Annotated in this window: 13 protein-coding genes; 3 read left to right on the top strand and 10 right to left on the bottom strand. The window is 67.7% G+C overall.

Annotated features, from left to right (window positions below):
- Positions 1-4: 4 nt before the first annotated feature.
- Entirely contained in the window at positions 5-2,056 is a 2,052-nt protein-coding gene (locus J5T34_RS10290) for a sodium:solute symporter family protein (protein ID WP_208579663.1), read from the top strand.
- 15 nt (positions 2,057-2,071) lie between these two features.
- Here J5T34_RS10290 and J5T34_RS10285 read toward each other — a convergent pair whose 3' ends face one another.
- From J5T34_RS10285 to J5T34_RS10245, 9 genes are all read right to left on the bottom strand, one after another.
- On the bottom strand, positions 2,072-3,229 hold the full coding sequence (locus tag J5T34_RS10285; protein WP_244258809.1) for an HlyD family efflux transporter periplasmic adaptor subunit: 1,158 nt from the start codon (positions 3,227-3,229) through the stop codon (positions 2,072-2,074).
- A gap of 20 nt (positions 3,230-3,249) precedes the next feature.
- Positions 3,250-5,541: a type I secretion system permease/ATPase gene (locus tag J5T34_RS10280; RefSeq protein WP_208579661.1), complete on the bottom strand. Its 2,292-nt coding sequence runs from the start codon at positions 5,539-5,541 to the stop codon at positions 3,250-3,252.
- Complete coding sequence (locus tag J5T34_RS10275) at positions 5,534-7,057, bottom strand: TolC family protein (RefSeq protein WP_432207651.1); 1,524 nt, start codon at positions 7,055-7,057, stop codon at positions 5,534-5,536. Before J5T34_RS10275 ends, J5T34_RS10280 begins: the two co-directional genes overlap by 8 nt.
- 159 nt (positions 7,058-7,216) lie before the next feature.
- Positions 7,217-13,465 carry an Ig-like domain-containing protein gene (locus tag J5T34_RS10270; RefSeq protein WP_208579659.1) on the bottom strand — a complete coding sequence of 2,083 codons (6,249 nt, stop codon included), beginning with the start codon at positions 13,463-13,465 and terminating at the stop codon, positions 7,217-7,219.
- A gap of 302 nt (positions 13,466-13,767) precedes the next feature.
- Positions 13,768-14,733 carry a helix-turn-helix transcriptional regulator gene (locus J5T34_RS10265; RefSeq protein ID WP_208579658.1) on the bottom strand — a complete coding sequence of 322 codons (966 nt, stop codon included), beginning with the start codon at positions 14,731-14,733 and terminating at the stop codon, positions 13,768-13,770.
- Positions 14,734-15,260: 527 nt separating this feature from the next.
- On the bottom strand, positions 15,261-15,590 hold the full coding sequence (locus tag J5T34_RS10260; RefSeq protein ID WP_208579657.1) for a DMT family transporter: 330 nt from the start codon (positions 15,588-15,590) through the stop codon (positions 15,261-15,263).
- A 112-nt stretch (positions 15,591-15,702) separates the two neighbouring features.
- Complete coding sequence (locus J5T34_RS10255) at positions 15,703-16,191, bottom strand: GFA family protein (protein WP_208579656.1); 489 nt, start codon at positions 16,189-16,191, stop codon at positions 15,703-15,705.
- A 101-nt stretch (positions 16,192-16,292) separates the two neighbouring features.
- Positions 16,293-17,531 carry an NAD(P)/FAD-dependent oxidoreductase gene (locus tag J5T34_RS10250; RefSeq protein WP_208579655.1) on the bottom strand — a complete coding sequence of 413 codons (1,239 nt, stop codon included), beginning with the start codon at positions 17,529-17,531 and terminating at the stop codon, positions 16,293-16,295.
- A gap of 129 nt (positions 17,532-17,660) precedes the next feature.
- Positions 17,661-18,581 carry a LysR substrate-binding domain-containing protein gene (locus J5T34_RS10245; protein WP_208579654.1) on the bottom strand — a complete coding sequence of 307 codons (921 nt, stop codon included), beginning with the start codon at positions 18,579-18,581 and terminating at the stop codon, positions 17,661-17,663.
- 190 nt (positions 18,582-18,771) lie between these two features.
- Here J5T34_RS10245 and J5T34_RS10240 point away from each other — a divergent pair, with 190 nt between their 5' ends.
- Complete coding sequence (locus J5T34_RS10240) at positions 18,772-19,764, top strand: Bug family tripartite tricarboxylate transporter substrate binding protein (protein WP_208579653.1); 993 nt, start codon at positions 18,772-18,774, stop codon at positions 19,762-19,764.
- A 6-nt stretch (positions 19,765-19,770) separates the two neighbouring features.
- On the top strand, positions 19,771-21,303 hold the full coding sequence (locus J5T34_RS10235) for an amidase (RefSeq protein ID WP_208579652.1): 1,533 nt from the start codon (positions 19,771-19,773) through the stop codon (positions 21,301-21,303).
- On the opposite strand, the gene J5T34_RS10230 is transcribed toward J5T34_RS10235, so the two are convergent.
- Positions 21,236-22,147 carry a DUF3800 domain-containing protein gene (locus J5T34_RS10230; protein WP_208579651.1) on the bottom strand — a complete coding sequence of 304 codons (912 nt, stop codon included), beginning with the start codon at positions 22,145-22,147 and terminating at the stop codon, positions 21,236-21,238. The genes J5T34_RS10235 and J5T34_RS10230 overlap by 68 nt on opposite strands.
- Positions 22,148-22,399 lie beyond the last annotated feature (252 nt).

Here is a 22,399-nt window from a genome sequence, read left to right as displayed (position 1 = left end):
GCCCATGGCCCAAGCCCAGTCGCGCTTTCGCCGCCGGCTGCTGCTGTACTACGGCCTGTTCACGCTCGGACTGTTCGGCTTCATCGGCATGATGGGGCTGCTCGAGCGATCCAACGCCGACGCGCTCTGGCTCGGCTACGTCTTCCTGTTCATCACGATCGCGATCTACGCCTGCATCGGGCTGATCTGCCGCACCGCGGACCTGCACGAATACTATGTCGCGGGCCGGCGCGTGCCCGCGATGTTCAACGGCATGGCCATCGCCGCCGACTGGATGAGCGCGGCGTCGTTCATCGGCCTGGCCGGCATCCTGTTCGCGTCGGGCTACGAGGGGCTGGCCTATGTGATGGGCTGGACCGGCGGCTACTGCCTGGTGGCCTTCCTTCTCGCGCCGTATCTGCGCAAGTACGGCGGCTACACCATCCCCGACTTTCTCGCCGCGCGCTACGGCAACGGCAAGCCGGGCGGCAATCTGCCGGTGCGCGGCATCGCGGTGCTGGCCGCCTCGCTGTGTTCCTTTGTCTATCTGGTCGCGCAGATCCAGGGCGTCGGGCTGGTGGTGACGCGCTTCATCGGCGTGGACTTCGCCGTCGGCGTGTTCTTCGGCCTGGCCGGCATCCTGGTCTGCTCGTTCCTTGGCGGCATGCGCGCGGTGACGTGGACCCAGGTCGCGCAGTACATCGTGATGATCGTGGCCTTTCTGGTCACCGTATCGATGATCGCGTGGAAGCATCACGGCGAGGCGGTGCCGCAGCTGAGCTACGGCACGGTGCTGACCGACGTCGGACAGCGCGAGCGCGAGCTGCTGCGCGATCCGGCCGAGCTAGCGGTGCGGGAGCACTACCGGCAGCAGGCGATCGCGCTGCAGGAACGCATCGCGCGGCTGCCGCAGTCGTTCGACGAGGTGCGCGACCAGCTCAATGCGCGGCTGCTGGAGCTGCGCGCGCGCAATGCGCCGCTACGCGAGATCAAGGCCGTCGAGCGCGAGCGCGCCGAGTATCCGGCCGATTCGGCCGCGGCGCTGCAGCAATGGACGCAGCAGCGCGAGGAGGCGCTGGCGCGCAGCCAGCCGCCGGTGCCCGCCACCGAGCCCTATCCGTCGCCGTCGGAGGCGGAGCGCAAGACCGAGCGGCTGAACTTCGTGCTGCTGACGTTCTGCCTGATGCTCGGCACCGCCAGCCTGCCGCATATCCTGACGCGGCTCTACACCACGCCCTCGGTCAAGGAGAGCCGCAATTCGGTGGCCTGGGCGGTGTTCTTCATCGCGCTGCTGTACGTCAGCGCGCCCACGCTGGCGGCGCTGGTCAAGTACCAGTTCCTGCATCATCTGGTGGGCACGCCCTATGCCGATCTGCCGGCCTGGGTCACGCAATGGCGGCGCATCGACCCGCCGGTGTTCGGCATCCGCGACGTCAATGGCGACGGCATCGTGCAGTGGGCCGAGATCATGATCCAGCCGGACATGATCGTGCTGGCCGCGCCGGAAATCGCGGGCCTGCCGTACGTCGTCTCCGGACTGGTCGCAGCGGGCGCGCTGGCCGCGGCGCTGTCGACCGCGGACGGGCTGTTGCTGACGATCGCCAACGCGCTGTCGCACGACGTCTTCTATCACATGGTCGATCGCGGCGCGAGCCAGCAGCGGCGCGTGACCACCGCCAAGATCCTGCTGCTCGGCGTGGCGCTGTTCGCCGCCTACGTGACCTCGCTGCGGCCGGGCAACATCCTGTTCCTGGTCGGCGCGGCGTTCTCGCTGGCGGCCTCGAGCTTCTTCCCGGTGCTGGTGCTGGCGATCTTCTGGAAGCGCACCACCGCGGCCGGCGCGTTCGCCGGCATGCTCGCGGGGCTGTCGGTGTCGATCTACTACATCTTCGTCAACTACCCGTTCTTCACGCGGATGACCGGCATCTTCGGCGACCGCTGGTTCGGCGTCGATCCGATCGCGTCGGGCGCGTTCGGCGTGCCGGCCGGGTTTGCCGTGGCCATCCTGGTCAGTCTGATGACCCGGCGCAATGCCCCGGTGATCGATCGGCTGGTGACCTATCTGCGCAAGGGGTGAGCGCGTCCGGCGTCGCTAGCGTTCGCGCAGCGCCTCCGCCGCGCGGTTCAGCGGTTTGATCAGATAGTCCATCACGGTTCGGCGTCCCGTGCGGATCTCTGCCGTTGCCACCATGCCGGGCAGAATCGGATGGCGCTTGCCCTCCTTCGTTTCCAGATACGCGTGCTCGGTCAGCACATAGACGCGGTAGTAGTAGATGCGCCGGTCGACCTGGTCCTCGATGGTGTCGGGCGAGATGCGGTCGACCTTGGCCGGCAGCGTGCCGTAGATCGATGGCTCGAACGCGGTGATCTTGACCGTGGCCTCCTGCTCCGGATGGATGAAGGCGATGTCGCGGGGGGACAGCCGCGCCTCGATCAGCAATTGGTCGCCCAGCGGCACGATCTCCATCAGCACGCCGCCCGGCGTGATCACGCCGCCGATGGTGGAGACGCGGATGTCCTTGACGATGCCGCGCGCCGGCGAGGTGATCGCGGTGCGCCGCAACTGGTCGGCGCGCCCCTCGCGCACCTTCAGCAGCGGGCCCAGGTCCGCCATGGTCTTGGCGTAGTCGGCCTTCAGCGCGACGTAGTACTCGCTCTGCGTCGAGTCGAGCTTGGTCGCGAACTCCGCCACCTTCTGCCGCAGCCGCAGGATCTCGACCTCGTTGGTGGCGCCGGTGCGCAGCAGCGGCAGCGCGATCTGCAGTTCCTGCTCGGCCAGGCGCAACTGCTGGCGCAGGTTGGCGAGGTTCTCGCGGAAGGCGCGCCGGTTGGCGACGAACAGCTGCCGTTCGCGTTCGACCACGGCGGTATCGCGCGCCAGCTCGGCGGGGAAGTTGACCGAGTCGGCGTCGTTCATCTCGGCATGCAGCCGCGCCGCCCGCGCCTGCAGTGCGGCGATGCGCTCCAGCGTTTCCTCCATCGACGAGCGCGCCTGCACCGGGTCCAGCGTGGCGAGCTGCTGGCCGGCCTCGACTACATCGCCTTCGCGCACCGCCAGCTCGGCCAGGATGCCGCCCTCCAGGCTCTGGATGATCTGGCCCTTGGAGGCGGGCGTGACCTTGCCTTCGCCGATCGCCACTTCGTCCAGGCTGGCGAAGATCGCCCACACCAGGAAGGCGGCGATGGCGCCGATGCCCAGCCACAGCAGCAGGCGCGCGCCGCCGGCGCCGTCTTCGAATCGTGCACGCATCGAGATTCCGTCCATGATGGCTACTCCGCTGCAGTTGCCGCTGCCGCCGGCGGCACGGCTGCCGATGCAGGCGTCGAGGCCGTACTTGAAGCGCCTGCAGCTTGCGGCGCCGGCGGCCGTGGCGCCGCGGTGCGCTTGAGCGCGGCCAGCACCTCGTCTTTCGGTCCGTCGCGCACGATGCGCCCGCGATCGACCACGATGATCCGGTCGACCAGCGACAGCACCGGATAGCGGTGCGTCGCGACGATCAGCGTGCGGCGGCCCATCCATTGGCGCATCCGCTCGATCACCGCCAGCTCGGTGCCTTCGTCCAGCGATGCGGTCGGTTCGTCGAGCAGCAGGATCTGCGGATCGCGCAGGAAGGTCCGCGCCAGAATCAGCACCTGCTTCTGGCCGCCGGAAAGACCGAGGCCGTTTTCGCGGATGCGCAGGTCCAGCCCGTGCGGCTGATTCAGCAACAGCTGGTCCGCGCAGGCGATCCGCAGCGCGCGCAGCAGCTGTTCGTCGGCGGCGAGCGGATTGGCGATCAACAGGTTGTCGCGCAACGTGCCATAGAAGGGGCTCGATTCCTGCAGCACGCTGCCGATGTCGCGGCGGACGTCGGCGACGTCGATCAATGCCATCGGCGTCTCGTCAAGCACGATGCGTCCCTGCGTCGGCGTCGCCAGCCCGCCGGCAAGCCGCAGCAGCGTCGACTTGCCGGCGCCGACGCGCCCGAGGATCGCGATGCGCTCGCCCGGCATGATGCGCAGCTGCGGAATCGTCAGCACCGGCTTTTCCTGCGGATCGAAGCGGAAGGTGACGTTCTCGAAGCGATAGCCGCCGCGCAGCACCGGCTTGTGATAGGTGTCCTTGTCGGGATCGTGGTCCACCGGCAGCCGCAGCAGCTCGTCCAGCGCCTTCTTGCCGACGCGCGCGTTCTGGATGCGGCCCAGCACCGCGGGAATCTGCGCCAGCGGCGCGATGGTGCGGCTGGTCAGGATCGAGCAGGCCAGCACCGCGCCGAACGACAGGTTGCCGTCGAGGATGCCGTAGACGCCGGCAATCACGACGCCGACATAGGCGACCTGCTGCACCGTCTGCGAGACGTTGACCAGCAGCCCCGCGATAAAGCGCTGCTTCAGCCCGATCGCGCCGTTGACCTCGTTGGCGTGGTCCCACAGCCCGCGAAAGCGCGGCTCGGCCTGCAGCGACTTGATGTCCTCGGCGCGGTAGATCGATTCCATCAGGATCGCGTTGCGCAGCGCGGCCTCGGCCATCCCTTCGCGCGAGAGCCTGGCCAGCGGAATCTGCGCGAGCAGCCCCGGCAGGATCAGCAGCGGGATCGCGGCCAGCGGGATCGCCACCAGCCAGCCGCCCAGTACCCAGATGATGAACAGAAAGGCGGCCACGAACGGCAGGTCGATCAGCACGCCCAGCGTGCTAGAGGTCAGCAGCTCGCGCAGCTGTTCGAGGTCGCGCAGCTGCGCGATCAGCGTGCCGGGCGAACGCGGCCGCGCATCGTTGCGGATATCGAGCACGCGGGCGAAGAACATCGCCGACAGCTTCATGTCGACGCGTTTGCCGAAGTGGTCGGTGATCGAGACGCGCGCGGTGCGGATCAGCAGTTCCAGCGCCAGCGCGAGCGCCACGCCCGAGGCCAGCACCCACAGCGTATGCAGCGAGCGCGCCGGCACCACGCGGTCCCACACCTGCATCGCAAACAGCGAGGTGCCGACCGCCAGCAGATTGCCGAACAGCGAGCCCAGACCCAGATCGAGCAGCGTGCGCCAATGCGTGGTGAAGATGCCGCTCAGCCAGGAACCCGGCGCCGCACGCAGATAGGCGTCGAGCCGATCGCCGCGCCGGGTCGCGCGTGCCTGCACCAGCAGCATCCGGCCGCTCGCTTCGCGCGACAGCGTGTCGAGCGTGATGCTGCGCTCGACGGGCTTGCCGTCGAGCGGCAGCAGCAGGGTCGCCACGCCGTTGACGACGGCGATCACCATGCCGACCTGCCGGCCGAGCGGCACCAGTACCGGCAGCATCACCGGCGACAGCGATGCCGCCGGCAGATCGACGAACTGCGCAGCGAGACCACCGGACGCCGCCAGCTCGACGATGGCGGACTCGGACGCTTGCTTGCCGGCCTCGGCCCACGCGGCGGCATTGCGCAACTGCTCGGGCGAGCTCTGCACGTTCAATTGCCGCGCCGCCATCAGCACGGCATCGATCCACGGCTGCAGCGCCGCATCGGCCGGTGCCGGACCGTCGGCATCACCGGCCAGTGCGTGCTCCGCCTGTGCCAGCGCGCTCAATGGGGTGGGGTCATTCATCGCGTGTCCCTTCCTGCTGCCGCAGCAGCTCCACGAACTTGCCGACCGCCGCATACGCCTTGATGCGGGCGCGGATGCCGTCGGCCATGGCGTTGATCCATTCTTCCTCGGCCAGGAAGATCTCGCGGTCGCGGGTGATGACCTCGGTCAGCGAGCGCTTGTTCAGCATGTATTCCTGCCAGTAGAGATTGCGCGACGAGCGCGACAGCTCGATCACGTTGCGATAGCTGGCCAGCCGCGCGGCCGCGCCCTCGGCTTCGGTCTGCGCGGCATACAGCGCGGTGCGCGTGCGCAGGCGCTGATTGTCCAGCGCGTCGGCGGCGGCGCGTTCCTGCGCCTGCGCCGCGGCGATGCGATGCTGGGCGAGGCGGCCCAGCGAGAAGTCGCCGCGGATCGACAGGCCGACCCAGGTATCGTCGTTGGCATTGGCGCGTCCGGTCGACAACGAGCGGCTGACGCCGACGCTGACCGAGGGATAGCGTTCCGCCTTGGCGAGATCGACATTGGCGGCCGCGGCTTCGACGGCGGCGCGCGCGGCCAGCACCGATGGCGTCTCGTCGATCTGCTCGTCGCGTCCACCGCCGCCTTCGCGCGTGATGCTCTCGATCACGGTGCCGGTATGGGTCAGATCGGATACCTGCCGCGGACGGGCACCGATCAGCTCGGCCAGCTTGGCCGCGGCGACATCGAAGCGGTTGCGTGCCTTCAGCACTTCGGCGTTGGCACGCAGCGTGGCGACTTCGGCCAGGTCACGGTCGGACGACACCGACAGGCCGGCGCGCACGCGCTCGCCGATGCGTGCGCGGGTTTCCTCCATCGATGCCACCTGACGCTGCGCGGCGGCGATCACGGCCTGGCTTGCCGCCAGTTCGACAAAGGTATCGGCGGTATTGGCGGCCACCGTCTCGACGGTGTCGGCGAGCTGATGCTGGCTCTTGCCCAGATTGGCGTCGGCCGCGGAGATCTTGCTGCGGGTACGGCCGAAGTCGTAGAGCAGCTGGCTGGCGCCGACCGACGCGCGCGAGCCGAGGTCGTTGCCGCCGCTGCCGAAGCTGCCGCCATAGCCCGGCTGCACGCCGTACTCGATCTTCGGGTACCAGGCGGCCTTGGCCACCGAGATCTCGGACAGGTTCTGCGTGACCACCGCGTTGGCGCGGCTGATATCGGGATGGCGCGCGATCGCGATGCCGACCGCGTTGCGCAGCGTCAGGCCGTCCAGGGCGATGCGTTGCGGAGCCGATGGGGTTGGCAAGCCTGCCGCGCTCGCCAAGGGCGGCGAAGCGGTATAGGGCGCGGCCGATGCCGGGCCGGGGCAGGGGGCGGCAAGTACCGCCAGTGCGGTCAATGCGGACAGCGTCGCCGATGGCGGCAAGGTTCGCAGCGTGTGCCCGGCGGGATGCCGGGAGCGGAGCGGGCGCTGCCGGGTCCGCGCTCCGTTGGAAAAGAGGGCCACGATGGATCTCAACGATGTCGGTTTCACGGAATCACCACGGTCCGCGGTGAAGGCTTTTGACATGTGGCCGCGCATCGGTCGCGAGGCAGCGTCGCGGCCGACGGGGTATTGCAAGGTGTTGCAGGGCGGTCGATGCAGTGGGGCGGGGCTCCTTGTGGCAGGTCAGGTGAAAAGGGTCCGGCGAAGCGGGCGGCGGGACGGGGAGCCCGCCGCCCGCCTCGCTCAGACGAGAACCTGGCGATTGGCCAGCAGCGTTTCCAGATCGGTGTTGACGTTGTTCAGCGTGACCAGTGTTTCCGAGCCGAAGGCGCTGCCGGTACCGTCGCGGTCGATGCTGATGACCGTGTTGGTGCCGTCGCTGGTGGCGGTCAGGTAGTCGCCGATGTTGTCGCCGTCGTCGATGGTCGCCACGCCGTCGACGTAGTGCGCCGGGCCATCGCCGTCGCCGGTGTAGCCGACCAGCAGGCTCGACAGATCGATGACGTCGGATCCCGCCTGGCCCGGCGCGGTCCCCACCGTGAAGTCGGTGATGATGTCGCTGCCGTTGCCGCCGGTGCCATCGTTGGCGGTGACCTCGTACAGGAACACGTCGCCGCCGGCGCCGCCGCTCATCGTGTCGTTGCCGGCGCCGCCGATCAGCAGATCGTTGCCGTTGCCCCCATTGAGCGTGTCGTTGCCCGCGCCGCCGCGCAGCAGGTCGTTGCCGTCGCCGCCGTTGAGCGTGTCGTCGCCGGCGTAGCCGTACAGGCGGTCGCTGCCGCTGGTGCCATCGACCGTGTCGGCGGACGCGGTGCCTTCGACGATCGCGGTCGACTGGCTCGAGCCGAGCAGTCCGGCCAGTACCTCGGCACTGGCCAGTTGCGTGGCATTGGCCGTATCGGTCAATCCCGTGGTGTCCGTCGCCGTGATCGTGAAGTTCGACAGCAGGTCCAGGCTGACGCCTAGCAGGCCGCCTTCGATCGTCACCGAGCCGAGCAGCTCGTTCAGGCGCAGCGTATCGATCGGACCGCCATCGACCGACGTGATCGTCAGCGTGGAGGACGCTCCAACCACGCCGGCAAGACCCGGGTTGTGCACCGGAACCACGTTGATGCCCAGCTCCGCGGCAAGGTCGGCGTTGTATCCGAGGCGCTGCAGCGGCAGGCCGAGCAGTCCGCCGTAGCGCAGCACCACCTGCTCGATGTTGTTGTTGTAGTCGCTCGCCCCGAACACCTGCTGCGCGCTCAGGTCGATCAGCCCCAGCACATTGGCGTCGACGATGCCGAGCAGACCGCCCGACTCCTGCGCCGATACCTCCGGCGCGACGTTGGTCGCGATCGTGAAGGTCTGCGTGTCGCTGGTGCCGAGGTTGCCGGCGGCGTCGATCATGCGCACCGTCACCGAATGGCTGCCGTCGGCGAACTGATGATTGCTTGCCGACCACGACCAGCTCGTGCCGTTGACGGTAGCCTGCGTCCAGGTATTGCCGCCGTCGTAGCTGACCTCGATCCGATCGCCCTCGGCCAGCGGGGCGCTGAGCGTGCCGGAGAAGGTCGGCGCGGTATCGCCGGTGGTCCAGTCGCCAGCGGTGCCCGTATCGTCGGTCATGCCGGTGATGGCAAGCGTCGCGGCTGGTGCCGCGGTATCGACGGTCAGGTTGAACGCCGTGCTGCTGCCGCTGACGTTGCCCGCCGCGTCGGTCGCGGTCGCCGTCAACGAATAGCTGCCGTCGGCCAGCGCCGTGCTCGGCGTGAAGGACCAGTTGCCGGTGCCGTCGGCGGTCACGGTGCCGATCAGCGTGGTGCCGTTGAAGATCCGCACCGTGCTGTTGGCCTCGGCCGTGCCGGCGATCGTCGGCGTGCCGTCGTTGGTGCTGTCTCCCGAGGTCAATGCGCCGCTGACCGGATCGACGTCGTCGGTCACGCTCGCGATGACGGGCAGGGCCGGCACGGTGGCATCGATGGTCGCGGTGGCAGGCGCGCTGACGTTGCCTGCGGCGTCGGTCGCGGTGACCGCGATGGCGGTGCCGTCGGCCAGCGGCGTGGCCGGCGAATAGGTCCAGTTGCCGCTGCCGTCCGCGATGACGGTCGCGTCGGCAGTGCCGTCGCCATTGGTATCGATGCCGATGGTGCTGTTGGCCTCCGCCGTGCCGGCGATGGTGTTGCCGGTGAACTGCGTGATCAACGGCAGGCCGGGCGCCGCGGTGTCGACCGTCAGATTGAAGACCGTGCTGGCGGGTCCGGTATTGCCGTCGCCATCGGTGGCGGTGGCGGTCAGCGCATAGCTGCCGTCGGTCAGCGGCGTGGTCGGCGTGAAGGTCCAGTTGCCGCTGTCGTCGGCGGTGACGGTGCCGAGCAGCGTGGTGCCGTTGAAGATCTGGACCGTGCTGTTGGCCTCGGCCGTCCCCGCGATCGTCGGCGTGGTGTCGTTGGTGCTGTCGCCGGAGGTCAGTGGGGCGGAGATCGGATCGACGTCGTCCACCACCGTATCGATCGACGGGGCGGTCGGCGCCGCGGCATCGACGATGTCGGTGGCCGGCGCGCTGGTGTTGCCAGCGGCATCGCTCGCCGTGACGCTGACGACGGTGCCGTCGGGCAACGGCGTGGCCGGCGTGTAGGTCCAGTTGCCGCTGCCGTCGGCCGTGACGGTGGCGTCGGCGGTGCCGTCGCCGTTGGTGTCGATCGCGATGCTGCTGTTCGCGTCGGCGGTGCCGGCAATCGTCGTGCCGCTGGCCTGGGTGATCAGCGGCACGGCCGGCGGCGCGGTGTCGACCGTGAAATCGAACGCCGTGCTGGCCGGGCCCGCGTTGCCCGCGGTGTCGGTGGCGACGGCCGTCAGCGAGTAATTGCCGTCAGTCAGCGGCGTGGTCGGCGTGAAGGACCAGTTGCCGGTGCCGTCCGCGGTCACGGTGCCAAGCAGCGTGGTGCCGTTGAAGATCTGGACCGTGCTGTTGGCCTCGGCCGTGCCGGCGATCGTCGGCGTGGTGTCGTTGGTGCTGGCGCCCGATGCCACCGGGCCGCTGACCGTGCCGGTATCGTCGGTCACGCTGTCGATCGTCGGTGCGGCGGGCGGCGTGCCGTCGATCGTCACCGTATCCGGCGTGCTGACGTTGCCGGCGGCGTCGACCGCGGTGACGCTGACCACGGTGCCGTCGGGCAGCGGGGTGGTCGGCGTGTAGGTCCAGGTGCCGCTGCCGTCCGCGACGACCGTGGCCTCGGGCGTGCCGTCGCCGTTGGTGTCGATATTGACGGTGCTGTTCGCCTCGGCGGTGCCCGTCAGCGTCGTGCCGTTGCTGTCGTTGACCGACGGCTGGGCCGGCGGGGCGGTGTCCAGCGTGAAGTCGAACGCCGCGCTGGCCGGGCCGGTGTTGCCTGCCGCGTCGGTCGCCGTCGCGGTCAGCGCGTAGCTGCCGTCGGTCAGCGGCGTGGTCGGCGTGAAGGTCCAGTTGCCGCTGCCGTCGGCGATCACGGTGCCGAGCAGCGTGGTGCCGTTGAAGATCTGGACCGTGCTGTTCGCTTCCGCGGTACCGGCGATCGTCGGCGTGGTGTCGTTGGTGCTGTCGCCGGAGGTCAGTGGCGCGGAGACCGGATCGGCGTCGTCGACCACCGTGTCGATCGAAGGTGCGGTCGGCGCTGCAGCGTCGACCGTCTCGGTGGCCGGCGCGCTGGTGTTGCCTGCGGCATCGGTCGCGGTGACGGTGACGACGGTGCCGTCGGGCAACGGCGTGGTCGGCGTGTAGGTCCAGTTGCCGCTGCCGTCGGCCGTGACGGTGGCATCGGCCGTGCCGTCGCCATTGGTGTCGATATTGACCGTGCTGTCCGCCTCGGCGGTGCCCTGGAGCAGCGTGCCGTTGGTCGGATCGATGGTCGGCAGCGCGGGCGCCGCGGCATCGACGGTCTCGGTGGCCGGCGCGCTGACGTTGCCGTCCGCATCGGTGGCCGTGACGCTGACGACGGTACCGTCCGCCAGCGGCGTGGTCGGGGTGTACGTCCAGTTCCCGCTGCCATCGGCCGTGACAGTGGCATCGGCCGTGCCGTCGCCGTTGGTGTCGATATTGACGGTGCTGTTCGCTTCCGCGGTGCCCTGGAGCAGCGTGCCGTTGGTCGGCGCGATGGTCGGCACGGCGGGCGGCACCGCGTCGATCGCCTCCGTCGCCGGTCCGCTGGTGTTGCCCGCAGCATCGGTGGCGGTGACGCTGACCGTGGTGCCATCGGCGAGCGGCGTGGTCGGGCTGTATGTCCAGTTCCCGCTGCCGTCGGCGGTCACGGTCGCCTCAGGCGTGCCGTCGCCATTGGTGTCGATCGCGATGGTGCTGTTCGCATCGGCGGTGCCCGCGATTGTCGTGCCGCTGGCCTGCGTGATCAGCGGCACGGCAGGTGCAGCGGTATCGACGGTGAAATTGAATGCCGTGCTGGCTGGGCCGGTGTTGCCGGCCGCATCGGTAGCGACGGCGGTCAGCGAGTAGCTGCCATCGGCCAGCGGCGTGCCGGGCGTGAAGGTCCAGTTGCCGGTGCCGTCTGCGGTCGCGGTGCCCAGCAGGGTGGTGCCGTTGAAGATCTGGACGGTGCTGGTCGCTTCCGCGGTGCCGGCGATCGTCGGCGTGGCGTCGTTGGTGGTGCCGCCGGGGCTCAGCGTGCCGCTGACCGGGTCCACATCGTCGGTGACGCTGCCGATCGCCGGTGCGCCGGGCGCGACCGAGTCGATGGTGGCGGTGACCGGCCCGCTGCTGTTGCCGGCGGCATCGACCGCCGTCACGCTGACCGTGGTGCCGTCGGTCAGCGGCGTGGTGGGCGTGTAGCTCCAGTTGCCGTTGCCGTCGGCGGTGACGGTGGCGTCCGGAGTGCCGTCGCCGTTCAGGTCGATCGCGATCGTGCTGCCGGCTTCGGCGGTGCCGCCGAGCGTGGTGCTGTTCGCCTGCGTGATGGCAGGCGCAGCCGGCGCGGCGGTATCCACCGTGACGACGAACGCGGTGCTGGGACCGCTGACATTGCCGACCGCATCGGTGGCCGTGGCTGTCAGCGAATAGTTGCCGTCGGCCAGCGGAGTCGACGGGGTGAAGGTCCAGTTGCCGCTGGCATCCGCGGTCACGGTGGCCAGCAGCGTGGTGCCGTTGAAGATCTGGACCGTGCTGTTCGCTTCCGCGGTCCCGGCGATCGTCGGCGTGGTGTCGTTGGTGCTGCCGCCGGAGCTCAGCGGCCCGCTGACCGGGTCGCTGTCGTCGGTGACGCTGGCAATTGCCGGAGCGTCAGGCGCGGCGGCATCGACCGTTGCGGTCGCGGGCCCGCTAGTATTGCCCGCCGCGTCGGTGGCGGTGACCGTGACGGTGGTGCCGTCGGGCAGCGGCGAGGTCGGCGTATAGGTCCAGTTGCCATTGCCGTCGGTGGTCACCGTGGCGTCGGGCGTGCCGTCGCCGTTCAGATCGATGGCAACGGTGCTGCCCGCTTCCGCGGTACCGGTCAGCGTGGTGCCGTTGGTCGGGGCGACGGTCGGCGTCGCCGGCGGCTGGGCGTCGACGGTGGTCGAAGCCGGCTCGCTGGTGTTGCCGGCCGGATCGGTCGCGACGACCGTGACGGTGGTGCCGTCGGGCAGCGGCGAGGTCGGCGTATAGGTCCAGTTGCCATTGCCGTCGGTGGTCACCGTGGCGTCGGGCGTGCCGTCGCCGTTCAGGTCGATGCCGACCGTGCTGCCGGCCTCGGCGGTACCGCTGAGTGCCGCGCCATTGCTCGGATTGACGGTCGGCGTGGCCGGCGCCGCGGTATCCACGGCGATATCGATCACGGTGGGCTCGCTGGTCCTGCCGTCGGTGCCGGTCTGCGTGACGACGATCTGGTGCTGGCCCGCCGCCAGCGCCGGCGGCGTATAGCTCCAGTTGCCGTTGGCATCGGCGTTGACGGTCACCGGCGGCTGGCCGTCGATCGAGATATGGATGCGGCCATTGGGCACGGCGCCGCTACCCTGCAACGTCGGCGTGGCATCGTTGGTCGCGCTGCCATTGGCGATCGTCCCGGTGACAGGGGTCTGGTCGTCGAGCAGGCTGACCGTCGGGCGGCCCGGTGCCGGCCGGCTGTCGTCGCCGCCACCGCCACCTCCGCCCGCGGCCGCAGCGATCACGCCGGCGCCCGCGGCCAGGCCAAGGATGCCCAGCAGCGCCGCGCTGCTGTCGGCGATCGGCTCGTAGACCACAGCCGATTCGAGTACGCTGTCGCCGCCCGCCACCAGTGCCTGATCGAAGGTGGCCAGCCAGCGCGACTCGCCCTCGACGAACACCAGGTTGTTGAAGTTGACGCCATTGGCAAAGAAGCCCTGGATGCGCAGCGTCTGGCCGTCCTTGAATTCGATCAGCAGGTCGTTGCCTTCGCGCGCATAGTTGGCGACGTTGTCCTTGTTGCCGGCGACCAGGAAATTGGCAGCCCCCTCCGGCGCCGCGATGGTCTTGGTCCCCACGGGCACCGCGACATCGATGTGGTTTTGCAGAACAGCTGACGAAGCCATGCCTATCTCCTTGGATCGATCGGGACTACTGCTCACTCATCTGACTATTGGAAGTGCAGGGTATAAGTGATTTCCAAGTGGCGGTATGGCCTGGTCCGTGCGGTAAGCGATATAGTGCGTGCGATTGATAGGGCTTGCGTTTTTTTGATAATGATTCGCCGAACAGCCATTAATGGCGGCGCGCGATTTAAAACAAAAATACCCCTACGCCGGTAGGCGCAGGGGTATTAATCCTCGCTTGAATTAATTCTGATCTGAGCGATATTTATTTCATTGCCGGCGATTCATATAAACAATGCCGGTCACTCGCCGCGACGGGTCTCGGAAGGTGTTTCGCCAAAGGCCATCCGATAGTCCCTGGCGAATTGTCCGAGATGGCTGAAACCCCAGCGCCGTGCGATGTCGGCGATGGACTGCTCCGCGCCGGCGGTACGCAGGTCGGCGTGGGCGCCCTCCAGGCGCACCCGTTTCACATATGCCATCGGCGTGAAGCCCTTGAACTTGGCAAAGCCGGCCTGCAGCGTGCGGATGCTGACACGGGCGGCGGTCGCGATGTCGGCCAGTCCGAGCGCCGCGGTGGCGTTGGCGTGGATGTATTCGATCGCCCGGCGCACATGCCGCGGCGAAGGGCCGCTATGCCGGCGCGCCATATAGACCGAGTAGTTGTGCGGGATCTCCTTGAGCATGGCGAAGATCACGGCGTCCTGCACGCTCTGCACGATATCCGGGGCGATGGCGTGCGGGCCGCCATCCGCGTTGAAATAGCGCCGCGCCGCCCGCACCAGCTCGCCCGCGAAACGCACCCCGGTAGGCACGCCGCTGCCCGGCGGCGAGAATTTCACGCGGTGCGTCACCGGGCGTTCGATCGACTGCGATAGCCGGCCATGCAGGCGGGCCGCATCGATCCGGATGATTTCGTAGCGGCCCGGACCGAATCCCCATGCGGTAACGCGCCTGGCATCGGCGACGGTGGTGCCTGCCGGCAAGGGCCGCAGTCCGTCCTGCGCGGTCGCGAGCGACAGCTGGCCGTCGGCGTGCGTGACCAGCAGATAGCCGTCGTGCTGGCAAGGCAGCCGCAGGCACAGCGTGGTGTCGGTGGCGAGCGTATGCACCGCCATGCCGTCGAGATAGTCGATCTGGATGTCAAGCCTGGGCCGGCTGCCATCGGCCTCGAGCGCGATGCCGGGATAGTGGCGAGAGAGCCAATCCTGCGCCTGCGCGCAGCTGGACGCGACGATCGCGTCCGTTCCAATGCGGGTTTGTGCCATACGCCAGATTCCGTCCTGCCAAAAAACGAGCGCACGCCGAGCCGGCGAACGCTACAGGCGATCCCACAAAGGGCCGCGGCAAAAACCGCGGCAAAACGGGTTGGCTGAATCAGGCGATGGCGACAGACCGCGACAATGACCCTGGTTATTCCATGGCAATGGAATAACCATCAATTGGCATGGGCTGCGCCCGGATGCCCCCCGGAATGCTTCGGTCAAAAATGGCGCTGGAATTCGATCCCGGCCGCTGCAATGAAATGACCGCGCGGTTTCGCCGAATTTCCGTTTGCCAGTGGTTTGACTTTAGTTTTGTTTATATCGATATTTAGTAATGTCTTAATCGATTGTTATTAGGGTACTGCAGTTTTTACAAATTATGGTCGCTTCCACGGCACTTTTAAAAGTGCTTACATTTGTTTGCACTTGGTAGGGTGTCGGTAGGGTGTGGGCAGGGTGTCGGTAGGGTGCATGAGCGCAATGGGGACGGGTGCGCGGAAGCAGGGTGGCGCGCGACGGCGCCGCGCCTTTCAATGCGTGACCGACTTCGACCACAGATTGATGACCAGCACGCCCGCCATGATCAGGGCGATACCGAGCAGCGCCGGCACATCGAGCCGCTGGCCGAACAGCAGCCACGCCGCCACCGACACCAGCACGATGCCGACGCCGGACCAGATCGCATAGGCGATGCCGATCGGCACGGTGCGCAGCGTCAGCGACAGACAGAAGAAGGCGATGGCATAGCCGGTGACGACGACCAGCGAGGGCAGGGGACGGGTAAAGCCGGCGGCGGCCTTGAGCGCGGTAGTGGCGATGACCTCGGCGACGATGGCGATGGACAGGTAGATCCAGTGCATGGGATGGCGCGGTCTCGTGTGTCGACGGAGGCCGAAGAATAACAGGCACGTCGATGCCGCTCGCGCTTCGCCGCGTGAGCCGCGCCAGCGATCCGTCCTGAGCGAAAACGGTTCAGCGCTGCTCCAGTCCGTGCCGCTGATGCCATTGCGCCAGCGACTCCACGGGCCACTGCGCGCAGTGCACATGTCCCTTGCCGCCGGGCACCTCGACCCACGGCGCCGCGGAGTCGAGCTCCGCTTCGACGATCTCCGGCGGACGCGGCAGCGGGGTATCGATGGCTGAGGCATGCGGATAGACGCGCTCCGGTTCGTCCGGATTGCGTATCCACAGCGCACTGCCGCATTGGGTGCAGAAATGCCGCTCCATCGGCGAACGCCTGGCGCGTTTGCCGAGTTCACGCATCACGGCGTGATAGATGCCGATATGCTGCCGGCCGCGGACGCGCAAGGTGTCATGGAGCGCGCCGATATTGGCGGCATAGCCGCCGGCGCCCGCGGTCTTGCGGCAGATCGAGCAGTAGCAATGCAGGTAGGGGTAGGGCCAGGGCGATTCCACGCTGAAGCGGACGGCGCCGCAGTGGCAGGAGCCTTCGAGATGCATGCGACCTCCGATGGGTTGGCCGAGCGTCGCTGAAGCGTTGCGCGAGCGGCGACCGGCGTGTCTTGCCGTTGCTGCCATCGGATTTTGCATGCCTTGCTGCGTTACTGGAAGCGCGCGGGATCGTAGGGGCGCGGGTCGACGTAGGGCGTCTCGCCGTCGATCAGTTCGGCCAGCAGCCGCGCGGTTGCCGGGCCCAGCGTGAAGCCCTGATGCGCATGGCCGAAGTGGAACCACAGGCCGCGATGGCGCGGGGCGCGTCCGACCAGGGGCCGCATGTCGGCCACGCAGGGACGCGCGCCCATCCAGGGCTGCGGCTCGACCGGCGCGCCCAGATCGACGAGCTCGCGCGCGTAGCGCTCGGCGGCGGCCAATTGCACGGGCGTCGGCGGTGCGTCGTGGTGCGCGAATTCCGCGCCCGTGGTCACGCGAAGGCCGCGCCGCATCGGTGCGAGCACGAAGCCGCGTTCCGCGTCCAGCAGCGGCAGCGAAGGCATGCGCGCGCTCGCATAGTGGCGGTGGTAGCCCCGCTTGATGAACAGCGGCAGGCGATACCCCAACGGCCGCGTCAGCGCAGGCGCCCACGGACCCAACGCAATGACGGCCTGCGCCGCGGACAGTGGCCCGGCGTCCGTCGTCACGCGCCAGCCGCTGCCGTCGGGCTTGAGCGTCGTCGCGTCGCCTCGCCGCACGATGCCGCCTTGCCGTTCGAACAGCGCCGCATAGCGTTGCACGAGTTCGCCCGGATCGCTGACGGTCCAGGGGTCGCGCCAATGGATCGCGCCTGCCAGGCCGCCATGCAACGCGGGCTCGGCGGCCTGCAGCGCGGCACCGTCGAGAACGGCGCAATCGAGTCCGTGCTCGCGCGCGACCGTCGTCGCGGTTCGCGCCGTGTCATCGAAGGCGCGTTCGGTGCGGTATGCCTCGAGCCATCCCGACTTGCTGATCAAGTCCTCGGCACCGGCGGCGGCGATCCATTGTTCGTGCTCGCTGACGCAGTGCCGGACCAGTGCCGCATAGGCGGCGATCGTGCCGGCGTAGCGGTCCGGTGCCGATTCGCGCCAGTACCGCGCCAGCACGGGCAACAGCCGCAGCATCGCGCCGGGGTGGTAATGCACGTCGTTGCCCTGACGGGCGATCACACGCAGGATCGTCTTCCAGTCGCGCGGGAACGCATACGGCTGCACCGCCTCGCGCTGGATGAAGCCCGCATTGCCATAGGAGGTCTCGGAGCCCGGCGCGGAGCGATCGACGAGCACGACATCGTGCCCGCGCTGGCGCAGCGCGAGGGCGGTGCTGACACCGACCATGCCGGCGCCGAGAACGAGGATTTGCTGTGACATGAGGGCAGCGACTCGTGCGAGAGGTTGAAGACGTGGGTCAGGTTGGGTCCGGCATTTTCGCCGCGTCCCTGGCGCATGACGACATGCGGCGGGCGCAATATTTGGAATGGTCGATTGCGGTTTCGGCAATCACGAGTGCGGAAATTCGATCAGGCCTTGCCGCAGATGCTCGACGAAGGCCCGCGCGGCCGGCGGCAGCTTGCGATTGGCCAGCGTCTGCACCTCGATCTGCCGCTCGTTCATCTCGCGATCGCGCAGCGGTACCGCGACGATGGTGCCCGCCTTGAGTCGGCCGCGGATGGATACCTCGCCGTAGAAGCAGATCGCGCCGCCGCCTGCCGCGGCAAAGCTGACCAGCGAATCGAGCTGATTGCTCGAGAACACCGTCTGATAGCGCAGGCCCTGCCGGCTGCAGCCGGCGTCGAGCAATTGCCGCACGGAACTGTCTTTGGGCGGCAGCGCCAGCGGATAGGTGGCGACCTGCGCCAGCGAAAGCTGCCGATGTCGCGCCAATGGATGGTCCGGCGCCATCACGGCCAGCACCGGTGCGGGATGCCGCAGCTCCACGTGGATTTCCGGCTCCGGCAACCACGCCAGCGTGATGCCGATATCCGCCTCGCCGTCGCGAATCCGTCGTGCGATATCGCCCTGCGGGCAGACCTCCAGCTCGAAGTGGATCCCTGCATGGGTCTCGCGAAAACTCGCGGCGAGATTCGGCAGGAACTCGTGCGCGATGCCTTCCACGGCCGCCAGCCGCACGCGCCCGACACGCAGGCCGCGCAGCGCCTGGATATCGCCGGCCACGCGCTCGATGTCCTGCTGCGAGCGCTTGGCGAACGCGGCCAGCAGCTCGCCCGCCGCATTCGGTACCAGACCGCGCGCGCGGCGGTCGAACAGCAGCGTGTCGAGCTCGCTCTCCAGCTTGGCGATCTGCCGGCTGACGGCCGAGGGCGCGACGTTCAGCTTGATCGCCGCATCCTTGACCGAACCGGTGCGGACCACTTCGAGGAAGTAGCGCACCGCGGTCTCCTGCAAGGCGCGATACGACATGGATATCCCGTCAAGAGTGACAGCCGGTCTTCGGGAATACCCGCTCCTCCCGGCCTTTTATCGATTGCCGTTTCGGCAATCGTGCTTTCGAAACATTGCGACGATTCTATGCGATGTTTGACATTAGGATGACATCGAGCCGACGCGCTTGCTGCCGGCGCCCCCTTGGATTCCTACCCGAGAACATCCCATGCGTCCTTCCGCCTCACCCGTCCGTTGCCTGTTTGCCGCCACTGGCCTGGCGTTCGCTGCCATCGCGCCGTCGGCCGCCTCGGCTCAGGACAACTTCCCGTCCAGGCCGATCCAGCTGGTTCTGCCATTTCCGCCCGGCGGCGCCACCGATGTGGTCGGACGCATCGTCGCGCAGAAGCTGGGAGAGCGGCTCGGCAAGACCATCGTGGTGGAGAACCGCCCGGGCGCCGGTACGGTGGTCGGGGCCAGCTACGTCGCCAAGTCCGCAGCGGACGGCTATACGCTGCTGGCCAGTTCCGGCACCACGTTCACCGTGAACCCGGCGGTCTATCCGAAGCTGCCGTACGACCCGCAGAAGCATTTCGAGCCGATCGGCCTGATCGGTGTCACCGGCCTGATCCTGCTGGCCAATCGCGATGTGCCGGTGAACAACCTGAAGGAGTTCGTCGCCGCGGCGAAGAACGAGCCGGGCAAATACTCGTACGGTTCGTTTGGTGCCGGCACCACCGCGCATTTCGCCGGCGAGCAGTTGCTGAACCTGACGGGCGCCAAGCTGCTGCACGTGCCGTACAAGGGCAGTGCGCCTGCGATGACCGATCTGATCGGCGGCCAGATTCCCTTCAGCATCGACACCGTCGCCGCGGCGCTGCCGCAGGTGCGCGCCGGCAAGGTAAAGGCGATTGCCGTGACCACCGCCAAGCGCTCGTCGCTGCTGGCCAATGTGCCGACCGTCGCGGAGGGCGGCTATCCCGGTATGGACGCCAGCACGTGGATCGCGCTGGTCGCGCCGCGCGGCCTGCCGCCCGAGGTGCACGCCAAGCTGGAGAAGGCGCTGGCCGATACGATCGCCGACCCCGACACGCGCAAGAAGCTGGCCGACAACGGCATCGAGCCGTCGTTCGCGTCGGGCAAGCAGGTCGGCGCGATGATCGAGAAGGAAATCCCGCAGATGCGGGCCATCGCGCAGCGCGCCAATATCAAGCTGGACTGAGCCGCGATGTCCCACGAGAACCAATTGACCGCGCTGTCGGCCGTCGAACTGCGGCGCCTGATCGGCGCCCGCCAGATTTCGCCGGTCGAACTGCTCGAAGCCTGCATCGCGCGGATCGAGCGCTACAACCCGCTGATCAACGCGATCACGGCGACCTGCTACGAGCGCGCACGCGAGGAGGCGAGGGCCGCCGAACAGGCCGTGATGCGCGGCGAGTCGCTGGGCCTGCTGCACGGGCTGCCGCTCGGGGTCAAGGACCTGGAGGCGACCGCCGGCCTGCTGACCACGTACGGCTCGCCGCTGTACCGGAGCCATGTGCCCGCGCAGGACAACACGCTGGTGGCGCGGCTGCGGCAGGCGGGCGCCGTGGTCGTCGGCAAGACCAATATTCCCGAGATGGGCGCGGGCGCAAATTCGCGCAACGCCGTGTGGGGTGCCACCGGCAATCCGTTCAATCCGAATCTGAATGCGGGCGGATCGTCGGGCGGTTCGGCTGCCGCACTGGCGGCGGACTTTCTGCCGGTCTGCACGGGCTCCGATACGGGCGGGTCGTTGCGTATCCCCGCGGCCAAATGCGGAGTCGTCGGTTTTCGTCCGTCGCCTGGCCTCGTGCCGAACTCCCGCAAGCTGCTCGGCTGGACGCCGATTTCGGTGGTCGGCCCGATGGGGCGAACGGTGGCCGATGCCTGCCTGCAGCTGGCGGCGACAGCCGGCCAGTCGGCGGGCGATCCGCTTAGCCATGCGGTCGATCCGCTGTCGTTCCTGACGCCGCCGCGCGTCGATCTGTCCGGACTGCGCGTGGGCTGGACCGAGGACTTCGGCAGCTGCGCCGTCGATCCCGATATCCGCCGCGTCTTTCGTGCCCGCATCGCCGCGATGCGGCACCTGTTCAAGTCTTGCGACGAGGTCGCGTTCGACCTGGGCGACGTGCATCGCTGCTTCGACGTGCTGCGCGCCGAGAGCTTCGTCGCCTCGCTGCGCGACACCTACGAACGCGATCCCGACAGCCTCGGGCCCAATACGCGCGCCAACTACGAGATCGGCGCCCGCATGTCGCTGGTCGACAGCGCATGGGCGCAAGCGGAGCAGACCCGCATCCTGCAGAGGTTCCAACAGGCTTTCCGCGACTACGACGTGATCCTGTCGCCGACCACGCCGGTCTCGCCGTTCCCGTGGACGCAGCTCTACGCTGACGTCGTCGATGGCGCCCAACAGGAGAACTACTACCGGTGGCTGGCGCTGACCTATGTGGTGACCTTGACCACCCATCCCTGCATCGCCTTGCCATGCGGCACCGACGATGCGGGCATGCCGTTCGGCCTGCAGATCACCGGCCCGTTCCGCGGCGATATGCTGACGCTCGGCGTGGCGGAGGCGATGGAGTCGGCGTTTGCGTCGATGCCGGCCTTGGCGCGCCCGAAGCCGGATCTCGACAGGCTAACGCCGGCCGAGCCGGACTTACGGTCGATCGTTACGGCGCCGCCGGAGGGGCTGGGTGAGGCGCGGGTGACGGGGACTGGGACGGTGTCGGCGGTGTAGCGGAACGGAGCACGGACAGGCCGGAAGCCGTGCGGGAGGTTACGTTCGAACCTTTTCGGTGGTTCGACGCAGACGAGCGTCGTGTAGGAGCCGGAAATGGGAACTCGGCGCCGCGGATGCTGGCTAGCCGCTGGTTTGTCTCTGCGGATAGCGAAGTGATCAGACCAGTCCTGCATCCCTTCCGGCCGTGAATGTAGGGCTCTATGAGCCTGTAGCCTCTGTCGTCGCCGCTTTCAAAATAGCGAAAGATCCAGTACGCGATCAGATCCGCCATCTGGATGAGGCGAGAGGCCTTCGAATCGAGGAAAAGCGGCACTTCGGCGAAGTTCCGCAGCTTGCCGTTCGTATGCCCTTCATGTTTGAAAACTCGTGACAGAGCCTGGAGCTTTTCCTCGTAGCTCGTCTTGTCGACAATGACGAGTCCGCGCTGCGCGTTGGAGTTTCTTGCCAGATACAGCGACGTCAAGTACTTATCAAACTCGCTGGCGACGTTTTCGAAGCTTCGTTGCACGATCTCGTCGGTCGCCATCGTGCTCTTCTCGATCACTGAAGCGAAGACCTTGAGCTTCAGTTGGCGGTCAGCCAGCAAGGCAAGAATATCGACGACCGCCTGGACTCTATCGGCGGGCTTGATGCCTTGCCACTCGTCCTTTCCGGCGCGCATGGGCGCGCCATGGAACTCGATGCTTCTGGGGTCGGTCGTGCTGAACCGCTCTGCGATCGGATCGATGTGAGATTCGAGCCAGTGAGTCTGCCGTTCAAAGACACAGAACCCAGCCAGGACGAAGAATTTCGTCCTGGCATCGTAGGCGTGGCCCGACTCATCGAGGTAGAGAAGATACACAGCGCACCCGCTAACGAAAAAGCGGACCGCATTGCGGTCCGCTCAGGTATGAGGTAAGCCGAGTGGAACAATCGTCCAACGCACCGATGTCTCAGCGCTCTCGACTATTCGATGAGTCTAGCTTGGTGGTCAGGGGTCTGCAAGCGTCCCGGATGTACAAGTGGGTGGGTTAGGTACGCAAAGTTCCGCTGCGGGACCAGAACCTAAAGCACTTTGATTTTGGCTACAGAGTCGGCCGCTCGAATTCCGCGT

The organism is Cupriavidus gilardii, assembly GCF_017598945.1.
Taxonomy (GTDB): Bacteria; Pseudomonadota; Gammaproteobacteria; order Burkholderiales; family Burkholderiaceae; genus Cupriavidus; species Cupriavidus gilardii_E.
The sequence above is the reverse complement of the archived record's forward strand: the minus strand, read 5'-3'. Positions and strand labels throughout refer to the sequence as shown.

Bases quoted from the DNA above. Each gene is read 5' to 3' on its own strand.
- J5T34_RS10235 (WP_208579652.1), top strand. From the start codon at position 19,771: ATGTCCCACGAGAACCAATTGACCGCGCTGTCGGCCGTCGAACTGCGG.
- J5T34_RS10270 (WP_208579659.1), bottom strand. From the start codon at position 13,465: ATGGCTTCGTCAGCTGTTCTGCAAAACCACATCGATGTCGCGGTGCCC.
- J5T34_RS10275 (WP_432207651.1), bottom strand. From the start codon at position 7,057: ATGTCAAAAGCCTTCACCGCGGACCGTGGTGATTCCGTGAAACCGACA.
- J5T34_RS10255 (WP_208579656.1), bottom strand. From the start codon at position 16,191: ATGCATCTCGAAGGCTCCTGCCACTGCGGCGCCGTCCGCTTCAGCGTG.
- J5T34_RS10280 (WP_208579661.1), bottom strand. From the start codon at position 5,541: ATGAATGACCCCACCCCATTGAGCGCGCTGGCACAGGCGGAGCACGCA.
- J5T34_RS10240 (WP_208579653.1), top strand. From the start codon at position 18,772: ATGCGTCCTTCCGCCTCACCCGTCCGTTGCCTGTTTGCCGCCACTGGC.
- J5T34_RS10260 (WP_208579657.1), bottom strand. From the start codon at position 15,590: ATGCACTGGATCTACCTGTCCATCGCCATCGTCGCCGAGGTCATCGCC.
- J5T34_RS10250 (WP_208579655.1), bottom strand. From the start codon at position 17,531: ATGTCACAGCAAATCCTCGTTCTCGGCGCCGGCATGGTCGGTGTCAGC.
- J5T34_RS10245 (WP_208579654.1), bottom strand. From the start codon at position 18,581: ATGTCGTATCGCGCCTTGCAGGAGACCGCGGTGCGCTACTTCCTCGAA.
- J5T34_RS10265 (WP_208579658.1), bottom strand. From the start codon at position 14,733: ATGGCACAAACCCGCATTGGAACGGACGCGATCGTCGCGTCCAGCTGC.
- J5T34_RS10285 (WP_244258809.1), bottom strand. From the start codon at position 3,229: ATGCGTGCACGATTCGAAGACGGCGCCGGCGGCGCGCGCCTGCTGCTG.
- J5T34_RS10290 (WP_208579663.1), top strand. From the start codon at position 5: ATGGCCCAAGCCCAGTCGCGCTTTCGCCGCCGGCTGCTGCTGTACTAC.